16 protein-coding genes are annotated in these 15,851 nt (G+C 44.1%); 8 read left to right on the plus strand and 8 right to left on the minus strand.

Translation table 11 applies throughout. The features are described 5' to 3' along the window. Positions 1-17: 17 nt before the first annotated feature. From Q0230_RS14490 to Q0230_RS14515, 6 genes are all read right to left on the minus strand, one after another. A complete protein-coding gene (locus Q0230_RS14490; RefSeq protein WP_298610892.1) occupies positions 18-1,097 on the minus strand; it encodes a GGDEF domain-containing protein in 1,080 nt (359 codons plus the stop codon). Between the two features lie 78 nt (positions 1,098-1,175). Next, a complete protein-coding gene (locus Q0230_RS14495) occupies positions 1,176-1,649 on the minus strand; it encodes a molybdopterin-dependent oxidoreductase (protein WP_298610893.1) in 474 nt (157 codons plus the stop codon). A gap of 207 nt (positions 1,650-1,856) precedes the next feature. After that, positions 1,857-2,633, minus strand: a complete 777-nt coding sequence (locus Q0230_RS14500) for an ABC transporter ATP-binding protein (protein ID WP_298610894.1) — start codon at positions 2,631-2,633, stop codon at positions 1,857-1,859. Then, positions 2,630-3,619 (minus strand): iron ABC transporter permease, encoded by a 990-nt coding sequence (locus Q0230_RS14505; protein WP_298610895.1) that lies wholly within the window; start codon positions 3,617-3,619, stop codon positions 2,630-2,632. The genes Q0230_RS14500 and Q0230_RS14505 overlap by 4 nt, the downstream gene beginning before the upstream one ends. Further along, a complete protein-coding gene (locus tag Q0230_RS14510; RefSeq protein ID WP_298610896.1) occupies positions 3,616-4,494 on the minus strand; it encodes an ABC transporter substrate-binding protein in 879 nt (292 codons plus the stop codon). Before Q0230_RS14510 ends, Q0230_RS14505 begins: the two co-directional genes overlap by 4 nt. A gap of 92 nt (positions 4,495-4,586) precedes the next feature. Next, complete coding sequence (locus tag Q0230_RS14515; protein ID WP_298610897.1) at positions 4,587-5,753, minus strand: hypothetical protein; 1,167 nt, start codon at positions 5,751-5,753, stop codon at positions 4,587-4,589. A gap of 208 nt (positions 5,754-5,961) precedes the next feature. Between Q0230_RS14515 and Q0230_RS14520 the strand changes: the two genes are divergently transcribed. Then, the gene (locus Q0230_RS14520; protein WP_298610898.1) at positions 5,962-6,840 is read left to right on the plus strand and encodes a DMT family transporter; all 879 of its coding nucleotides are present in this window, start codon (positions 5,962-5,964) and stop codon (positions 6,838-6,840) included. 94 nt (positions 6,841-6,934) lie between these two features. Continuing rightward, complete coding sequence (locus Q0230_RS14525) at positions 6,935-7,348, plus strand: hypothetical protein (protein WP_298610899.1); 414 nt, start codon at positions 6,935-6,937, stop codon at positions 7,346-7,348. A gap of 60 nt (positions 7,349-7,408) precedes the next feature. On the opposite strand, the gene Q0230_RS14530 is transcribed toward Q0230_RS14525, so the two are convergent. Continuing rightward, positions 7,409-10,855 carry a DNA methyltransferase gene (locus tag Q0230_RS14530; protein ID WP_298610900.1) on the minus strand — a complete coding sequence of 1,149 codons (3,447 nt, stop codon included), beginning with the start codon at positions 10,853-10,855 and terminating at the stop codon, positions 7,409-7,411. 203 nt (positions 10,856-11,058) lie between these two features. Between Q0230_RS14530 and Q0230_RS14535 the strand changes: the two genes are divergently transcribed. Both Q0230_RS14535 and Q0230_RS14540 read left to right on the plus strand, forming a co-directional pair. Further along, on the plus strand, positions 11,059-11,301 hold the full coding sequence (locus Q0230_RS14535) for a hypothetical protein (RefSeq protein ID WP_298610901.1): 243 nt from the start codon (positions 11,059-11,061) through the stop codon (positions 11,299-11,301). Continuing rightward, positions 11,298-11,708 (plus strand): type II toxin-antitoxin system VapC family toxin, encoded by a 411-nt coding sequence (locus tag Q0230_RS14540; RefSeq protein WP_298610902.1) that lies wholly within the window; start codon positions 11,298-11,300, stop codon positions 11,706-11,708. Before Q0230_RS14535 ends, Q0230_RS14540 begins: the two co-directional genes overlap by 4 nt. A 6-nt stretch (positions 11,709-11,714) precedes the next feature. Here Q0230_RS14540 and Q0230_RS14545 read toward each other — a convergent pair whose 3' ends face one another. Continuing rightward, positions 11,715-12,413: a DUF4360 domain-containing protein gene (locus tag Q0230_RS14545; protein ID WP_298610903.1), complete on the minus strand. Its 699-nt coding sequence runs from the start codon at positions 12,411-12,413 to the stop codon at positions 11,715-11,717. Between the two features lie 313 nt (positions 12,414-12,726). Here Q0230_RS14545 and Q0230_RS14550 point away from each other — a divergent pair, with 313 nt between their 5' ends. The 4 genes from Q0230_RS14550 to Q0230_RS14565 are packed head-to-tail and all read left to right on the plus strand — an operon-like array spanning position 12,727 to position 15,850. Further along, entirely contained in the window at positions 12,727-12,981 is a 255-nt protein-coding gene (locus Q0230_RS14550; protein WP_298610904.1) for a phenol hydroxylase subunit, read from the plus strand. A 30-nt stretch (positions 12,982-13,011) separates the two neighbouring features. Further along, positions 13,012-14,010: an aromatic/alkene monooxygenase hydroxylase subunit beta gene (locus Q0230_RS14555; RefSeq protein WP_298610905.1), complete on the plus strand. Its 999-nt coding sequence runs from the start codon at positions 13,012-13,014 to the stop codon at positions 14,008-14,010. 10 nt (positions 14,011-14,020) lie between these two features. Next, entirely contained in the window at positions 14,021-14,293 is a 273-nt protein-coding gene (locus Q0230_RS14560; protein ID WP_298610906.1) for an MmoB/DmpM family protein, read from the plus strand. Between the two features lie 15 nt (positions 14,294-14,308). Beyond that, positions 14,309-15,850: an aromatic/alkene/methane monooxygenase hydroxylase/oxygenase subunit alpha gene (locus Q0230_RS14565; RefSeq protein ID WP_298610907.1), complete on the plus strand. Its 1,542-nt coding sequence runs from the start codon at positions 14,309-14,311 to the stop codon at positions 15,848-15,850. Position 15,851 lies beyond the last annotated feature (1 nt).

Below are 15,851 nucleotides of genomic sequence, written 5' to 3' on the forward strand. Positions count from 1 at the left end.
CTTAAAACCTATTAACTTTAACTAATAGTAGCAGGTAAAGGCATTACACTATGCATTTCCCCATACCAAACCAGCGTTGAATGATGGGTCGATTTAGCCCAATACATAGCTGCATCCCCATACTCTAAAACTTTACTGGGTGTGTAGTTACAGGAAGCAGCTTGTACAGCCCCTGCACTTAAACTAATCGGTAGCTGTTTATCCCCAAATTGTAAAGGTTGGTTAAGGCTTTGGGTAAGTTGATTGTAACAAGAGGTAATTTTCTGCTGCTCAGCATGAGGAATCAGCCAAATAAATTCGTCACCACCAATCCGGCCTACAGTACCAATTTTTTCTAAGCTGGTTTGGAACTGGTGTGCGACATAAATTAACACTTGGTCCCCTGCTTGATGGCCATAGGTGTCATTGATATTCTTAAATTTATTCAAATCAAGGAAAACGATACAGAAGTTTGTTTTATTTTTACAAAGCTGATTGAGCTGATTAAGGATAAAGTCACGGCTAGCTAAACCAGTTAAAGAGTCTTTATCAATCTGATTGCGTTGGCGCTTTTGTTCTTCGAGTAAGGCATAAATCAAATTACCCACTATTACTAATAAAGCTAAAATAGCTAAACCCACAAAAGTCATTGAAATTAACAAATCTTGCCAAGTTGCGCGTGAATAGCGTCCATTTCCTGCAGAAATGTCGTTCACTAGGCAGTTAGTCAGATTTTCACGATCATGTTCCAGTTCGCTAATCCAACGGGTTAAGCGTGCATGATCTAATTCTTGTTCACTATTGAATTCGGCATCCATGGACTTCACGCGATTAAATACATCATTCACCATGGGATCTAGGCCAGGAATACTATTTAAGTTCGGGTCTTGATGCAGGCTACTTTGTACAACAGGAAATCGACTCCAAAGAAGTTCATATTGAAAGCGTAATTGGTTATGTGTAGTTGCCTTGGCTAGATATAATTGACTTTCATGAATGGTGCTATCAATTTCACGATTTAAATTTTCTAAGCTCCAAATAGTTTCATGGCGATATTTTTCTAATAAGAAAAACATTGAAACCAAATTCATAGCCGAGGCATAAATTAACACTAACATCAATGGTACTAAGAGCCACTGATATATAGTACGAGCATGATGTGCAAGTTTTAACATGGTTATTCAATTTATTATCCGTTAATCACTTGTAAGGACCCGTATGTAATAAAGCTGCCAAACAAACATGCTATCTAAGCTGCGTGTTGGTACATTATAAGCATCGGTATTAATCATCAGCCAAAGAGGACCCTTTTCCCGAATAGTTAAGGGTTTGCCATTGATCCTTAAGGCTACGATAGCTTGATATTTTTCTACAGCTTGAAAGTTAACTATTACTGAATATTGGTCAAGCGAGCGTAGATAAATATCTTGAGCACTGGGGCAGATGAGTTTGAGGACATCGGCTAGGAGTGGGCCGGTGAATTCTTGCGCTTCAACTGCCCAAGTGTGCTTAGTTCTGAAGGTTTGTTGAGGCAATTCTTGTAGCTGTTTCTCACTAAAAATTAACTCTTTAGCTCCACAACTGGTAGTCGGCGCAGTATTTACGATTAAGACTTGATCTAGATTGCCTGCTGGCTGAGGGATAGGTGGGTAAGGTGGGGTCGTGGCCATATTATCCGCATTGGTGATAATAGGGGTATCATTGATCGGATAAAAGAGCTTTTTTGTTAAATAAATACCAGAAGCTACTAAAACTAGAGTTAAAGAAAAAATAAGAACACATGACTTTCCACATTTCATAATTTTTATACCTTCAAACCTAAGTTAGGGGCTTGAATTTTTTATTAGAGATTAATTCAGCGTTTAATTATTTAATTATTAATTCAAAATAGAGCGGCTGGGAATAATCCATGGAATATGAGTGTAGCCTATTTCGCATTCTATATGATAAACATTTCTCAAGTTTTCAGCAGATAGAACTTGAGCTACACTACCTTTATCAACGATACAACCACTTTTTAATAAATACAAGCGATCACAATAGCGTGCTGCTAATGAAAGCTCATGGAGCACGACAATACAAGCCCGCTGGCCTTGCGCAAAATTCCGTAATAACTCTAAAGTTTGTAACTGATAGCCGGGGTCAAGTGCCGCAATAGGTTCATCAGCAAGTAATACTGTAGGTTCAGCTGCTAAAGCACGCGCTAATAAAACGCGGGTACGCTCACCGCCTGATAGGGTTGTCGCATCTCGTTGTCTTAAATGCTCAATACCTGTTTGTTGAATGGCTTGTTCAATAGCAGCCTGATCCTGTTGATTTGCTTGCTGCCATGCTGCTAAATGTGGCAAACGACCTAGTGCGACTAAGCGTTCTACCATCAGTGGCCAGTGAATCGTACCGCCTTGAGCTAACCAAGCGATTTTTTGACTGCGCTCTTGGGTGGATAATTTGTTTAAGGCTTGAGTTTGAAATTGAATAGAGCCGCTAGTTGGTTTTTGTAAGCCGGCTAAAATTTTCAACAGTGTCGATTTGCCAGCACCGTTCGGGCCAATTAAACCAATCAGCTCACCGGCTTTAAGTTCTAGCTCAACATCTTGTAAAAGTAACTGGTCTTTACGTTTAAAGCTAATTCCAGTCGCTGCTAATAAGCTCATAGATGTTCCTTACGACTGCGCAAGATCAAATAAAGGAAAAAGGGGGCACCTACTAAAGCGGTTAGGACGCCTACCTTGATTGCTGCATCTGTCGGAATCAAGCGCACACCAATATCGGCGGCCAGTAACATGGCTGCCCCACCTAAAGCCGCCACAGGTAACAAGCGACTTGGTTCATATTTAACCAAAGGACGCAGTAAATGGGGCACAACTAAACCAATAAAACCAATCATACCGGTCGTAGCAACAGTGGCACCCACTGCGAAAGCAATCGCAATAAAGATCCGCCAGCGTATCCAACTTGGGTTTACGCCTAAGGACATTGCGGTTTCTTCGCCAAGAGTCAGGGCATTTAACTGCTTACCAACCCCTAGGAGCAAAGCCCAACCAATCAAAGTGAAAGGTAACATCAGCCAGAAATCATCCATACTGCGATCAGTAATATCACCCATTGTCCACAATACTAATTCGCGCATTGCATAAGGGCTAGGCGCAAGATTTAATAGTAAAGACATCGCACTAGTGGCCAGGGCATTCACAGCCACACCAGCCAGAATTAAGGTGGTAATACTCGCATCCCGACCTGCTAAGGCAAATACTAAAGCAGTGGCGACTAAAGAACCCAACATTGCTGACAAAGGTAACATCTGTAACGAAACGCCTTGCCAACCGAAGTAAAGTATGATGACTGCGCATAAAGCGGCACCACTGCTACTGCCAATTAAATCCGGGCTAGCCAAAGGGTTACGTAATAAGCCTTGCATGGCAGCACCACTTAAACCGAGGGTTGCACCTGCAAATAAAGCAATTAAGGCGCGTGGTAAGCGAATTTCAGTGAGAATAATGGCAAATACAGAGCTGCGATCGGTAAAGACTTCATTGGCTGCTTGCCAAATGGGTAAAGGATCACGCCCCACCACTAAGGATAAGCAAAACAAACAGAAAACCAGCAAGCTTAAGCTAATTAAAAGGGTACGATAATTCATTTAGCAGGTTTGGGTTGTGTGAGCTGGAGGCGTTCGCGTTGCAGGGTAGCTATCGTGTCTATAATCCACGGACCATCACAAATGGTCATATTACTCGGTACACTAATAATTTTCGGGTTTAAGCGCGTGCCGCGTAAAGCAGGATGCTGGGCTAAGGCTTCAGCGCGTGAATAGGTATTAATGGTATAGGGTGAGTCGATTAAAGCCTCAGGCTGTAAACGCACCATCGTTTCTAAATCGAGCGAGCCATAATCGCGCACACCAGCTAATTCGCCTGCATTACGCCAACCCGCTAAAGTCATACTTTGCCCACGTAAGGATTCGGGGCCAACGGTATAACCATTTGGATCATACACAGCCGCTAAAGGTGCATGGGTGTCAGCTGGGGGCAGACTGGCTAAATAATCTTGCATGGTTTTGACGAGAGTTGCACCCCGTTCGGGGTGTCCAGTGAGTTTGGCCATCAGCTCAATATTACTAAATACTTGCGGCATATTATTCGCCAGAGGCAAAGTCTCCACGCGCAGTCCCAACTTTTTAAGTAAGGTCACGGTTTGAATCCCACCCCATTCACCAGCGATCACTAAATCCGGTTTAAACGGTAAAACTTCTTCCGCTAAACCCGTTGTAGTTGGGTAAGCCAAAGCCTTGGTTTGAAAGTAGGAAGCACCCTCATCGTGGGAAAGATGGGTTAAAGCACTAATCTGTTCAGGGTCAGCAAGGAGTAATAAGAGTTCATCGGCGCATAAGTTAATCGACACAATCCGTTTTGGAGCGGTATCTGCTATGGCATAGCTCGTTAAGCCTAAGCAAATTAGCAGGCCGAGCAGCCAGCGCCAAAGCGGAAAAAAATTAGGGACACAGCGAAAGTGCATAAACTTTAAATATTGCCTGTATTCATGGGGGGCTTAGCGCAGCATAGTGGCATGCGCTAAGTCTTAGTGGCAAGCGGCTGCTTAAAGTTCAGCTATAAAATTCGTACTGTATTCGGTACAGCATGTCCGGTTTTGCCTAAACCGACTAAAGTCACCTCGCCAGTTGAGCAGCTTGAGGGCTTCAGACAGTATTGTGAATTGTCTTGCCCATCGCCAATGCGTACTTTTGCACTTGTACTGCGCCCCGGATTAATCTGTACTTGATTAGGATTAGCATTGCCCAATACGGAGTTTTCCAAGGTGTTTGCTACGAACCACCACGGGTAGCTACAGCTAAGCGCAATCTTGTCGGTACCAATTTTGAAATTACGATAACGCTGCTGTTCGCTGAGCATAAACAGTTGGGCATTTGGGTCGTTGGTTTGAATATCTAGTTCACGAATGGTGACTTCGCTAATTCCCTCCCAATCTTCTGGCGAAGCACTCAAACGCGCTTTTGAGGCATTGGGTAAATTTAGCGGAACCATGAGATCAATCGCTTGAATACGATTGTTTTTATCAACCTCTAAATTATGTGGAGTATCGGCTACCCAATCTAAGAGGCGACTCACAGCGGTCGTCGATACGGGCGCGCGGGCTTGCGAACCGGTGGTGAGCGTAACAGGGAAGAGGCTATTGGCCAGCATTTGAATTTGATCAGGTGTGATATGCATGGGTAAAGCAGGATTAGCTGCGTCACTGAGTCGTCCACCTTGGAGGAGAGTACGCGCCATCACAGTTTGTTTTGGACGATAAGCTTGTAAGGCAATGTCATTGTGATAGCCGGGGCTATAGAAAAAGCTCTGGCCGTTTTCTTGCACCTCTAGCCATTGCAATAAGCGCCAATCATAAACCTGTTGTTTACTGGCTTGTAAAGCAGCGCGAATATTCAGCTCAGTCGGTGCGGCGACGCGCAAGCTGTAATAAGGGCGCGTCGAGGTATTATTCCGTACGATCAATTGGTTAATGGAAAGATTATGCCCCTGTAGATTAATGCCATCTCCCCCAAAGTCTTTGATCTGCAAGCGCCCAATGGTTAATTTGCCATCACCACTTTTCACGAGGGGCAGAAAAGTGTTTTCAATGACTAATTGCTTAATGGTGAGAGTTTGCTGAGCTTCGAGATGGATTTTTAGACCGATGTCTAAATTGCGATTGTTGCCTTTAATAAATAGCGTGTCATACGCCCCTTCGGACGTAATGCTCCGTATAATCGCCATGTTGTGCCCCCAATTTATTGTTTAGCCCAAGTCATTATCTAGGTATAGATAATACTAATTTGAGTGGTTTTAAAACGATTTGTTCAAAAATTAATAGCACTATTTTTTATCTCTAAAATTAATAATTAATCGTTTAAATCAGGCTGGTATTTAAAGCAGCGGCAGGGCAAGCTAGCGCCCTTTCTAAAATGCAGTTAGCAGGATTTCTATGCCCACGCATGCCCACGCTTGGCGAGCCGATGTGTATTTACTCGTTTCTACTTTGCTAGCCGGTTTAGGTTGGATTTTTTCTAAAGAAGTTGTGTCGGCTTGGCCGCCCTTATTATTTTTAGGAGTGCGCTTTTTCTTGGGTGGATTATTGCTATTGCCGTTTGCTTGGCCTGCCGTGAAACAATTAAAAGCGCTTGAGTTCAAAATCATTCTGCGCGTGGGCTTAATCTTTTCTCTCGGTATGATCCTGTGGATGTGGGGCTTAACCCATGCCAAGCATTTGGGAGTGGGGGCGTTTTTAAATACCTTGGCGATTGTGCTCGTGCCAGTGATTGCGATGGCGTATGGCGAGCGTCCGAATGTATTGGTGTGGTTAGCCTTGCCGCTGTCCATGTTGGGGATGGCCTTCTTATTTTTAGAAAGTCATTTTGCGCTAGGGATTGGTGAAATTGCCTTTATCGTTGCTGCGGTAGTGTTCGCATTGAGTTTTACTTTAACCAGTCAAGCAGCTTATCACTTGCCAGTTTTAGCTTTGACTTCGCTGCAATTAATGATCGTCGGAGTGATCAGCTTAATGCTCTCCGCTGGTTTAGAAGCTTGGAATTTTCAGCAGCCAACTAGTCTATGGATTTGGCTGATTTTAAGTATTGTGGTTTCCACGAGTGGGCGCTTTTTAATTCAAATTAAAGGACAAGGCTTAGCACCTGCGAGTCATGCCATTCTAATTCTAAGTTTAGAGCCGGTCTGGGTGGCAATCATGGCAGCGCTTTGGTTTGGGGAAAGTATGAGTGCTTTGCAAATCACGGGCTGTGCGTTAATTTTCGCAGCAGTTTTAATGAGCCGCTGGAAGGTTATTTGGCAGCTACTAAAGGGCTAATTTGTTTAGAAATCATGCGGGGTTGCTGAGGTGGTTTTAACTACACTCTAAATATTAAGGAAGTTAATTAAAATAAATAGCCTAAGGATAGAGTATGAAAACCCAAGAATTAATAAAAGCTTATCGACCAGTTGCTAAGCTTGGTCTATTAAGCGCCGTATTTGTAGCCAGTAGCTTAACCACAGTGCAAGCAGGCTGGCGCTTAGAATGTGGCGGACGCTCACCAGCTTGGAGTGTGGTGGTCTTCCCGAAAGCTTTAAAGGCACGGGTGGATGGCAAAAGCGCGATGCTGCCGATTTTGAGTAAACGCCAAGCGCACGGTAATCGGAATAAAGTTGCTATTAAAACCCAAATTCGCAGCAAAAATCGCGCGGATCGTCTGGATTTAACCTTAACCTTTACAAAAAATTGCCGTAGCTCTGTCAATGGCAAACTAATGAGTTTCCGTGCGCAAGGCGATTTTAATCAGACCTCATTAAGTGGTTGTTGTCGGGCGGTGCGGGGGTAGTTAGTTGGGTTTCCCCCATCCCTAGCCCTTCCCCTACAAGAGGGGAAGGGAGTCAGTCGCTTAAATCAAGCGGTAACTGTTTTGCTCAAACTGGACATTCCCTAGCACACATAAAGTTTCGAGCACTTGTTCCAGTACTTTGGGTTTGGTTTTGAATTGCTGGTTTAGCTCATTTAAGGTTCTGGATTGAGTTAAGAGGCTACGCACCAATTTGACTTGTTCTGGTAAGGCTTTCGGCCAAGCCAACTTAGTCGCAACTGTCACACTCACTGCTTCGGTTTCTTCCGTCTCCACCACCAATTCAGTTTGTTGTGCAGTTTGAGTTTGCGGTGCTTGGAATTCAGGGCGTAACCAGCGAATCAAGCCTTGTGCTTCTTCGTTAGCACGCTCTGCATTTAAGGCGACTAAGCGGCTAAGGAGTTCTTCTTCAGCTTGAGCTTGTGCCTCGGGTTTATCAGGCAGTGGCGTGGTCGCTCCGGCTTTGCCCACCAGTTGTTCGGCAAGATCATTCCAGCCGTAAGCCTCGAATACGGCGCGGTCGAGGTCGTCGTGGAGTTCTTGGAGGATGGTGATTAAGCCTTGTTGGTGGGTGAGTTTATCTTTGTCATTGAGGGTTTCACCGAGGCGGAGTTTTTCCAAGACGTTGTACATATTGGTCAGGGTAAGTTCGGGTTGGGCGGCTTGTTGGCGTTTGCGGTGCGCGTCGAGTTGTTCGGCTAGATGGCGGATTTTGGTTTTTTGGGCTTCGGTGGGGGTGGGGAAAGGGAAGGTTTCAAAGCATACGGTTTTGTTGTAACGAGGAGTTAAACCTAAATCGCCACCCTGAGCTAAAGCCCACAAAACATGCAGGCGGCTTGATACAATTCCTAGAAAAAAGCTATCTTTTGATCCAAATACTATAATTTGATGCTCAGGTCGAATTACTTTACTAACAAATGTTGAAATTCTATGTTTAGCTGTTTCTACAGTAATTATAAATCTTTCTAAATCTTTTATTAAATCTCGAACTTGCTCATTAGATCTTCTGAATAACCACCAATTGGCTTTAACACGTGGGTCACTATTAGTTTGCCGCTCTGGATACACTCTTTCTTTAAGCAGTTGCCATATCTCAGGAGTCTTTTCTAGAAGTTTTGCTTCAGTATACCCATGAGCATCTATTACATAGTAATTACGCAACTGACCAAGAACATCGTTGCCATTCCTTAACTGATAAGCGAGAAATTTTATATGATTATTTAATGTTACAAGTTTTGTTAGCTCTTCTTCACTTACCAAAAATCCGCGTCCGCCAAGTATAAATCCTGTATTAGCCATCTGGCTATTTGATAGAAGTTTTTTGCTGGTAACTGTATTAGCCCCGATCGTTAAATCAGCATTGATAACTCCATCTTTTGTATCAAATTCCACACTAGGTAAGTCGCTATCACTAAGTTTTTCCTTGATTACTGTCAATAGTATACCTGTATTAATACCATGCGCAGCTGCGGTCATAGCAATTCTAACTGCTGCTCCATCAGAACTATCTACCCAAGGATGATCAGGAATCGCAAAAATCAAGGACAACGGCTCTTTCGCTTCCAATTGCGCTTGCACCACGCGCCGATTGAAAGTCTGACGTAAACTATTCGTAGTAATAAATCCAAAGCATTGCGCTTGACCTAAACGCACCGCTTCCGCTGCTTGATGCCACCAATACATTACAAAATCAGCGGAATCAGGTATTTCTTTCCACGTATTACGCAAGGCTTCAACATACCCATCACCCAAAGCTGAGCGCATATTTAACTTACCAATAAACGGCGGATTCCCCACAATAAAATCAGCCTTAGGCCAAACCGCCTTACGCGGATTCACATAACGCTGCATTGGCACACGCGCCGTTTCATCCGGTACATCTTTACCCGTCACCGGATGCACCTTCATCGTTACTCCATCCCAGCGCGTTACCGGCTTACCTGCCTCATCCAACACCGGCTCAATTGCATCCCATGCCAACACCGCATCCCGACATTCAATATTATGAAAATCACGCAAAATCGGCTCAGGCGGTGAGACATTGCCATGCGTGCGGAAATGCCATTGCAAATACCCAATCCATAACACCATTTCGGCAATTTTTGCCGCACGTGGATTCACTTCAATCCCTAAAAACTGCTGCGGGCTAACCGACACCGTTTCCATTTCTAAGGAGGTTTGCACAAAGCCCAATTGCTGCAAAAAGTCGAGAATTTCACCTTCCAGTTTTTTCATATGCTCCAAAGTCACATACAAAAAATTCCCCGAACCACAAGCCGGATCAAGAATGCGCAAGCTACACAGTTTGGTATGAAATTCCTGCACCAACTTAATCGCATCGCTAGTCTTTTTACCTTTCTTACTGGGTTTTTGCTGCTCCAATAACACCGCTGCCGCTTGCACGTTTTTCCATTCCTCGCGCAAGGGTTCAATCACCGTCGGAAACACCAAACGTTCCACATAAGCACGGGGGGTATAATGTGCACCCAATTTGTGCCGCTCTTTTGGATTCAAAGCGCGCTCTAACAGTGTTCCGAAAATAGCAGGTTCGACAAAGCGCCAATCTGCTAAAGAAGCTTCCAGCAATAATTCAATTTGGGTTTTATTCAAAGGCAAAGCAGTAGCATCGGCAAATAAACCGCCATTGAAGCGCTTGATTTGCTCCATTGACACACCTTCAAAGCCACCTTTGTCCATTAAAGTCCAAAGGTTTTTGAGAGCAGGTGCACAGCTTTCCGGTTTGTCTTTGAGCTTTTCTAAGAGTTGCGTGAATAGCTTTTCTGGCAATAAACCTACATCTTCCGCAAACATCGTAAACAAGCAGCGCATTAAAAATGTACCGACCTGCTCAGCGCTATATTGCTGTTCCAATGATTTGGCTAATTCGGCTAAATGCGTAGCAATCGTGCGGGTGACTAAAGCCGCTTTCTTGGAGGGGTCAAGGCTATGTGGATCGAGCCAAATGGCACGTAGGCGCTCACGAATTTCGGCTTTGGCTAAATCCTCTAATTTAATTCGATACGAATTTTGATCAGGAAACGCGGTATAAGTCGAACCCGAACAGCTAAATTCGCTATATACCTGCAAAACATGCCCCACATCGGTGACCATTAAAAATGGTGGCTTTTTCTCAAATTGCGGCAGATTTTTAATATAGCCTTCTGCTTGGTTATAAGCCCGTTCCAAAGCCACATCTAAACCCCCTGAGCCGACTTTTTTACCCGTCGATTTCGCCTCTAACACAAAACTATCGCGCTTATATAAATCAATAAAGCCCGGATTCGATTTGCCGCTGGAGTTAAACATATCCACCCGCCGCTCGAATACGTAGTAATTCTTTTGATTATCTGCTTGTGCAGGCTGAGGTTTTTCGACCGCTAATAATTCACATAATTCGGTGAGAAACAGCTGGTAATTGGCTTTTTCAGAGCCGGTTTTGCCTTGCCAGCGGTGGATAAAAGCCGAACTTGCCTCAGTCGAGATAGTCATGAATAGCCCTTGCACAAAAAACAGAAAATATTAAATTTAACTGATTTATCCACAAGGGGCTAGAAAACTAAGCAGGGTTGATTAGGTTTGTAACTTAATTAGGCTATTGGGTGATTAGTTTAGTGCCCTGTTGGTTTTAATTATCTTTGCATTTAAAGTTCATGCATAATGCATGCATTATCTGTTGCAAGTGAGTGGAACCCATGGCTTCTTTACAAATCAGGGATATGCCAGAAGATATTTATCGAGCTTTAAGTGCTAAAGCCAGCTTAGAGCATCGTAGCTTGACTCAACAAGCCTTAGTGGAGTTGATTAAGTCTTTACGTGCTGAACCTAATCCCGTCAGACGGCAAGTGTTAGCCAAAATTCGTAATGAGCTAAACAACTCGGCACTCCCAGTAGAACTTAGCCCCGAAGTTTTGATTGCTGAGGATCGTTTACGATGAGCCATCAGCGTTGGGTATTAGATGCTTCGGCGGCTGTATCCTTGGTCATGCGCCAGCCTGATGCTGGCCTCTTCTTAACTGCTTTAGAGGCAAGTGAGCGTGTTTTTGTACCCCATTTGTATTTTGCAGAATGCACCAATGCCCTATGGAAATATGTCAGTCACCAGCTATTAGACTTAGATGCTGCAGTAAATCATCTAGAGGAGTTGATGGCTTTGCCCGATGAAATTATCCAAGATCAAAAGCTTATGCTAGAAGCGCTTTCTTTAGCGAGTCAAACTAAGCACCCTGTGTATGATGCAGTCTACTTAGTGTTGGCGCGCCGTTACGCGGCGGGTTTATTAACTAAAGATAAGCGCTTAAACCAATTAGCAACTCAGTTGGGGATTAAAATCCTCAGCCACTAAAAACCACTAATTACACGCTCGATAATTTAATTTAAACAAACTCGGCTCGGTTGGGTCAGTGGAGCTAATCGTGAGTTTCGCTTGACCTTCACCACCTTTAATCAATAGGCGCGTATTAACTCGAATATTGGTATCTTGCCCACAGCTCGACCATTGCAGCGTATCTTCATTATTAACGCTATCACTAATATTAAACTGGCTATCTGTAGGCAAAGCTAAGCTGCTTACTTCCGGTGTACCTGTCGTACCCGCAAAGAAATACTCACGGCGTAGTTCGAGTTTCAGTCCATTCCCAGTCAAGCTGCCTGCGAAATGTAGCGGCACTATTGAAACTTGATAACCAGTCGGTACAGTCACAGGGATCGCTAAATTACAAGTCAGATTAGTCTTTTGGCCTTGTGCTGTTCCTAGTTCTAAAGCATTGATACTGAGTTTGAAGCTCGCTTGTTGTGGTTGAAATTCAAGTTGGGTAGTGCCTTCTGCACAACCAGAACCCGCAATGGCGGGAGTACCTGCCAACATGGGTAAAGCACTATTGCTAGCTGTACCCGTATTAGGGTTAGGTGCGGCTGAGCTTGTGGTGGCGGCTGGAGTCGTTGGCTGCGCTGGTAGATCGGGCGAGGTCGCTTGATTATTCGGAGTCTTATCCCCACAACTGACTAAAAACCAACAGCCTAGAATCAGTAAAAAATAACGAGAGTGCATAAGCTTAAATCCTTTTAACTATTCTTTATTTAACTGTAGATCAAATAGCAGAACTTTATTGAACACTCAGGCAGCAATTCCAAATGAAAGTTTCATGTTTTTATCTTAAAAATCCACTAGTTATTGCTGCACTGCATTAATCCAAATCATTAAATCATCGTGATCCAACTGATCATTTGATCAAATTTAGACAAACTTAAAGATTATCGATAGGTATTTATCTATTTGAATTTATTGATTTATTTTATTTGGCATGCAGTTTGCTATAGAGAAGCAACCCGTTTGGTTAAGTGTTTTGGAGGAAACAAAACCAATGGATGCCAATTCAACTGAACCGTTTTTCCAACCACGCTATGTGCGGGTGACGGGAGTGCGTGATAAGCGCTTCGTGGAGTTCGATTTTTCGATCGGTGATCCGACTTTATTTGTGGAGTTGGTCTTGCCCTTCGAGCAATTTCAGCAGTTTTGCAAACGTAATCAGGTGGTGGAAGTGAGTGCTGAACAAGCTGCCCAAATTGATTATGACCAACTGAAATGGCGTTTTGGAAAGCCGGGTATTCAGTCTTAGAGGCAAGTTTATTACTGGAGGAGAATCTGCATGTCTTTGAATATTTCTGCCAAAGAAATTAAGCCACTACGGCAAAACTTTGGGCATATTGCCCGCCGGATTGGTGATAATAAGCCCGCAACTCGCTATCAAGAAGCTGTCTATGATGTACAGCCGACTACTAATTTCCACTATCCACCCAGTTGGGATCCTAGTCGCAAAATCTATGATACCGCGCGCACGGCTATTGTGATGCAGGACTGGTATAGCTTTACTGATCCGCGTCAATACTATTACACCAGCTATGTTGCAGCCCGTGCTAAGCAGCAAGAAATTATGGAGAGTAATTTCGAGTTAGTCGAAAAGCACAATTTACTACAAAGTCTCAGTGCTGAGTTAGCCGATCAAATTCGCCAAGTTTTGATTCCGCTGCGTCATTATGAATACGGCGCGAATATGAATAACCAAGATATTTGCCATCGTGGTTATGGAACAACCATTACTTCAGTAGCCTCTTATAACGGTTTTGATCGAATCGGTATGGCGCAATATGTATCACGGATTGCGCTGCTGCTAGACGGTAATGAAGAAACCTCACTGAATGCTGCTAAGGTGGCGTGGCTAGAGCATCCTGCTTGGCAAGGCTTGCGGCATGCGATGGAAGACAGTTTTGTCTTAGATGACTGGTTTGAAATTTTAATGGTGCAAGATGTAATTATGGATGGCTTGCTCTTTCCATTGATCTACGAACGCTTCATTAGCCAAGTCGCTGCCCAAGGGGGAAGTACCTTCTTAATGCTCACTCAGTTTATGAATGAGTGGAATGAAGAAAATACGCGCTGGACAAATCAACTCCTAAAAGTGACTGCCAACGAATCGGCTGAGAATGCTGCACTCTTAGCTCAGTGGACTCAAGTTTGGCTAGCCCGCGTTGACACTGCTTTAGCTCCGATTGCGCACTTAGCCTTTGGTGATCAAGGTGCAGAGCAATTAGCTGCAGTGAAAACCGAGTTAGTAGCCCGTTTAGCCAAGCAAGGCGTCAAAGTTTAAGGAGCAAAGCATGTCTGAAAATAAAGTATTTATGATTTTCCAAAATACTGCTGATGCGCAGCCCTTTATCTCCGCATTTGCGCAAGAAAATCCAGAAGCAACGCTAAATTACCAGCCCGGTATGGTGCGGATTGAAGGTTTGGGCGAGCTTGGAATTACCCAGGAAGTGGTTTCTGAGTTTGCAGGGCGCGCTGTGGATTTGCAGGAGTTGCATCTTACCTTGATTTCGCTATCCGGCAATATTGATGAAGACGACGATTATTTCCGTATTACCCGCCACTAACGAGGAGCTAACAACATGGCTAAGAAATTAAATATGCGCAAACGTTATGAGCTGCTGACCCGTGGTTTGGGTTGGGAGCCGACCTATCAATCTAAAGATAAGGTGTTTGCCCAAGAAGCGTATGAAGGTATCAAAATTACTGACTGGAGCAAATGGGAAGATCCTTTCCGTTTGACGGCTGATGCTTATTGGAAATACCAAGCAGAAAAGGACAAGAAGCTCTATGCAGTCATGGATAGCTTCGCACAGAATAATGCGCACTTGAATTTAGCGGATGCGAGTTATGTGAATGCTCTCAAGCTGTTTATTCAAGGGGTTAGTCCACTGGAGTATGCAGCGCACCGTAATTTTGCGCGTTTGGCGCGTCAACTGAGTGGCGAGGGGGCGCAGATTGCTTGCCAAATGCAATCGATTGACGAATTACGTCATGCCCAAACCCAGATTCATACCATCAGCCATTACAACAAGCATTTCAATGGGATGCATGATCCTTTCCATATGTTTGATCGGGTTTGGTATTTATCTGTACCGAAGTCTTATTTCGATGATGCGAGTTCCGCTGGTCCATTTGAATTTATTACTTCGGTATCTTTCTCGTTCGAGTATCTGCTGACGAATCTCTTGTTTGTGCCTTTCATGTCAGGTGCGGCTTATAACGGTGATATGGCAACGGTGACCTTTGGTTTCTCCGCGCAATCGGATGAATCACGCCATATGACCTTAGGCTTAGAGATCATCAAATTCTTGCTGGAACAGCACGAAGATAATTTGCCGATTGTGCAAGGCTGGATTGATAAACACTTCTGGCGTGCCTATCGCTTACTGGGTTTAGTGGCAATGATGCAAGACTATTTCTTGCCCGAAAGCCCTATGTCTTGGAAAGAAGGTTGGCAAATTTACTTCGTAGAAAATGCCGGTGCTTTATTCAATGATCTTGGACGCTATGGCTTAAAAATGCCGAAGTACCATGAAATTGCCACCGCAGAGGCTGATCATATTAGCCATCAAGTTTTTGGGATTTTCTATAACTATATTCATGCGGCCGCTTTCAATTTAGGTTTGCCGAGCGAAGCGAAGATGAATTGGTTGTCTGAGAAGTATCCAGATACCTTTGACAAATACTATCGTCCCCGCATGGAAATGTGGGCTGAGATGGCAAAAGAAGGTAAGCGTTTCTTCAATATGGGCTTGCCACAACTTTGCCAAGTCTGCCAAATTCCGATGGGTTTTACGGAAATTGCTAAGGGTGACCCCATGCAAATTGCTTATCGTGTGAGCGAGTACCAAGGCGAAAAATTCCATACCTGTTCAGATGGCTGCAAGACCATCTTTGACTATGAGCCAGCAAAATACGTGAATGCTTGGTTGCCTGTGCATCAAATCTTCCAAGGTAATTGTGGCGGGGCAGCAGTACCGGATGTGTTGAATTGGTATCACTTCCATCCTGAAGATGGCGGCGATTATGTCGGTTCAGCGGATGAAGCTCGCTGGAAAGCGATGAAAGGTGAAGCAGCAGCGCCAGAGGCTGCTCAACCTACCCAAGCCGATGCAGCCTAGG

This window comes from uncultured Thiothrix sp. (assembly GCF_937876535.1).
Classification (GTDB): Bacteria; Pseudomonadota; Gammaproteobacteria; order Thiotrichales; family Thiotrichaceae; genus Thiolinea.

Coding starts and splice junctions, on each gene's coding strand:
- Q0230_RS14490 (WP_298610892.1), bottom strand. CDS start 1,097: ATGTTAGTGTTAATTTATGCCTCGGCTATGAATTTGGTTTCAATGTTT.
- Q0230_RS14495 (WP_298610893.1), bottom strand. CDS start 1,649: ATGGCCACGACCCCACCTTACCCACCTATCCCTCAGCCAGCAGGCAAT.
- Q0230_RS14500 (WP_298610894.1), bottom strand. CDS start 2,633: ATGAGCTTATTAGCAGCGACTGGAATTAGCTTTAAACGTAAAGACCAG.
- Q0230_RS14505 (WP_298610895.1), bottom strand. CDS start 3,619: ATGAATTATCGTACCCTTTTAATTAGCTTAAGCTTGCTGGTTTTCTGT.
- Q0230_RS14510 (WP_298610896.1), bottom strand. CDS start 4,494: ATGCACTTTCGCTGTGTCCCTAATTTTTTTCCGCTTTGGCGCTGGCTG.
- Q0230_RS14515 (WP_298610897.1), bottom strand. CDS start 5,753: ATGGCGATTATACGGAGCATTACGTCCGAAGGGGCGTATGACACGCTA.
- Q0230_RS14520 (WP_298610898.1), top strand. CDS start 5,962: ATGCCCACGCATGCCCACGCTTGGCGAGCCGATGTGTATTTACTCGTT.
- Q0230_RS14525 (WP_298610899.1), top strand. CDS start 6,935: ATGAAAACCCAAGAATTAATAAAAGCTTATCGACCAGTTGCTAAGCTT.
- Q0230_RS14530 (WP_298610900.1), bottom strand. CDS start 10,855: ATGACTATCTCGACTGAGGCAAGTTCGGCTTTTATCCACCGCTGGCAA.
- Q0230_RS14535 (WP_298610901.1), top strand. CDS start 11,059: ATGGCTTCTTTACAAATCAGGGATATGCCAGAAGATATTTATCGAGCT.
- Q0230_RS14540 (WP_298610902.1), top strand. CDS start 11,298: ATGAGCCATCAGCGTTGGGTATTAGATGCTTCGGCGGCTGTATCCTTG.
- Q0230_RS14545 (WP_298610903.1), bottom strand. CDS start 12,413: ATGCACTCTCGTTATTTTTTACTGATTCTAGGCTGTTGGTTTTTAGTC.
- Q0230_RS14550 (WP_298610904.1), top strand. CDS start 12,727: ATGGATGCCAATTCAACTGAACCGTTTTTCCAACCACGCTATGTGCGG.
- Q0230_RS14555 (WP_298610905.1), top strand. CDS start 13,012: ATGTCTTTGAATATTTCTGCCAAAGAAATTAAGCCACTACGGCAAAAC.
- Q0230_RS14560 (WP_298610906.1), top strand. CDS start 14,021: ATGTCTGAAAATAAAGTATTTATGATTTTCCAAAATACTGCTGATGCG.
- Q0230_RS14565 (WP_298610907.1), top strand. CDS start 14,309: ATGGCTAAGAAATTAAATATGCGCAAACGTTATGAGCTGCTGACCCGT.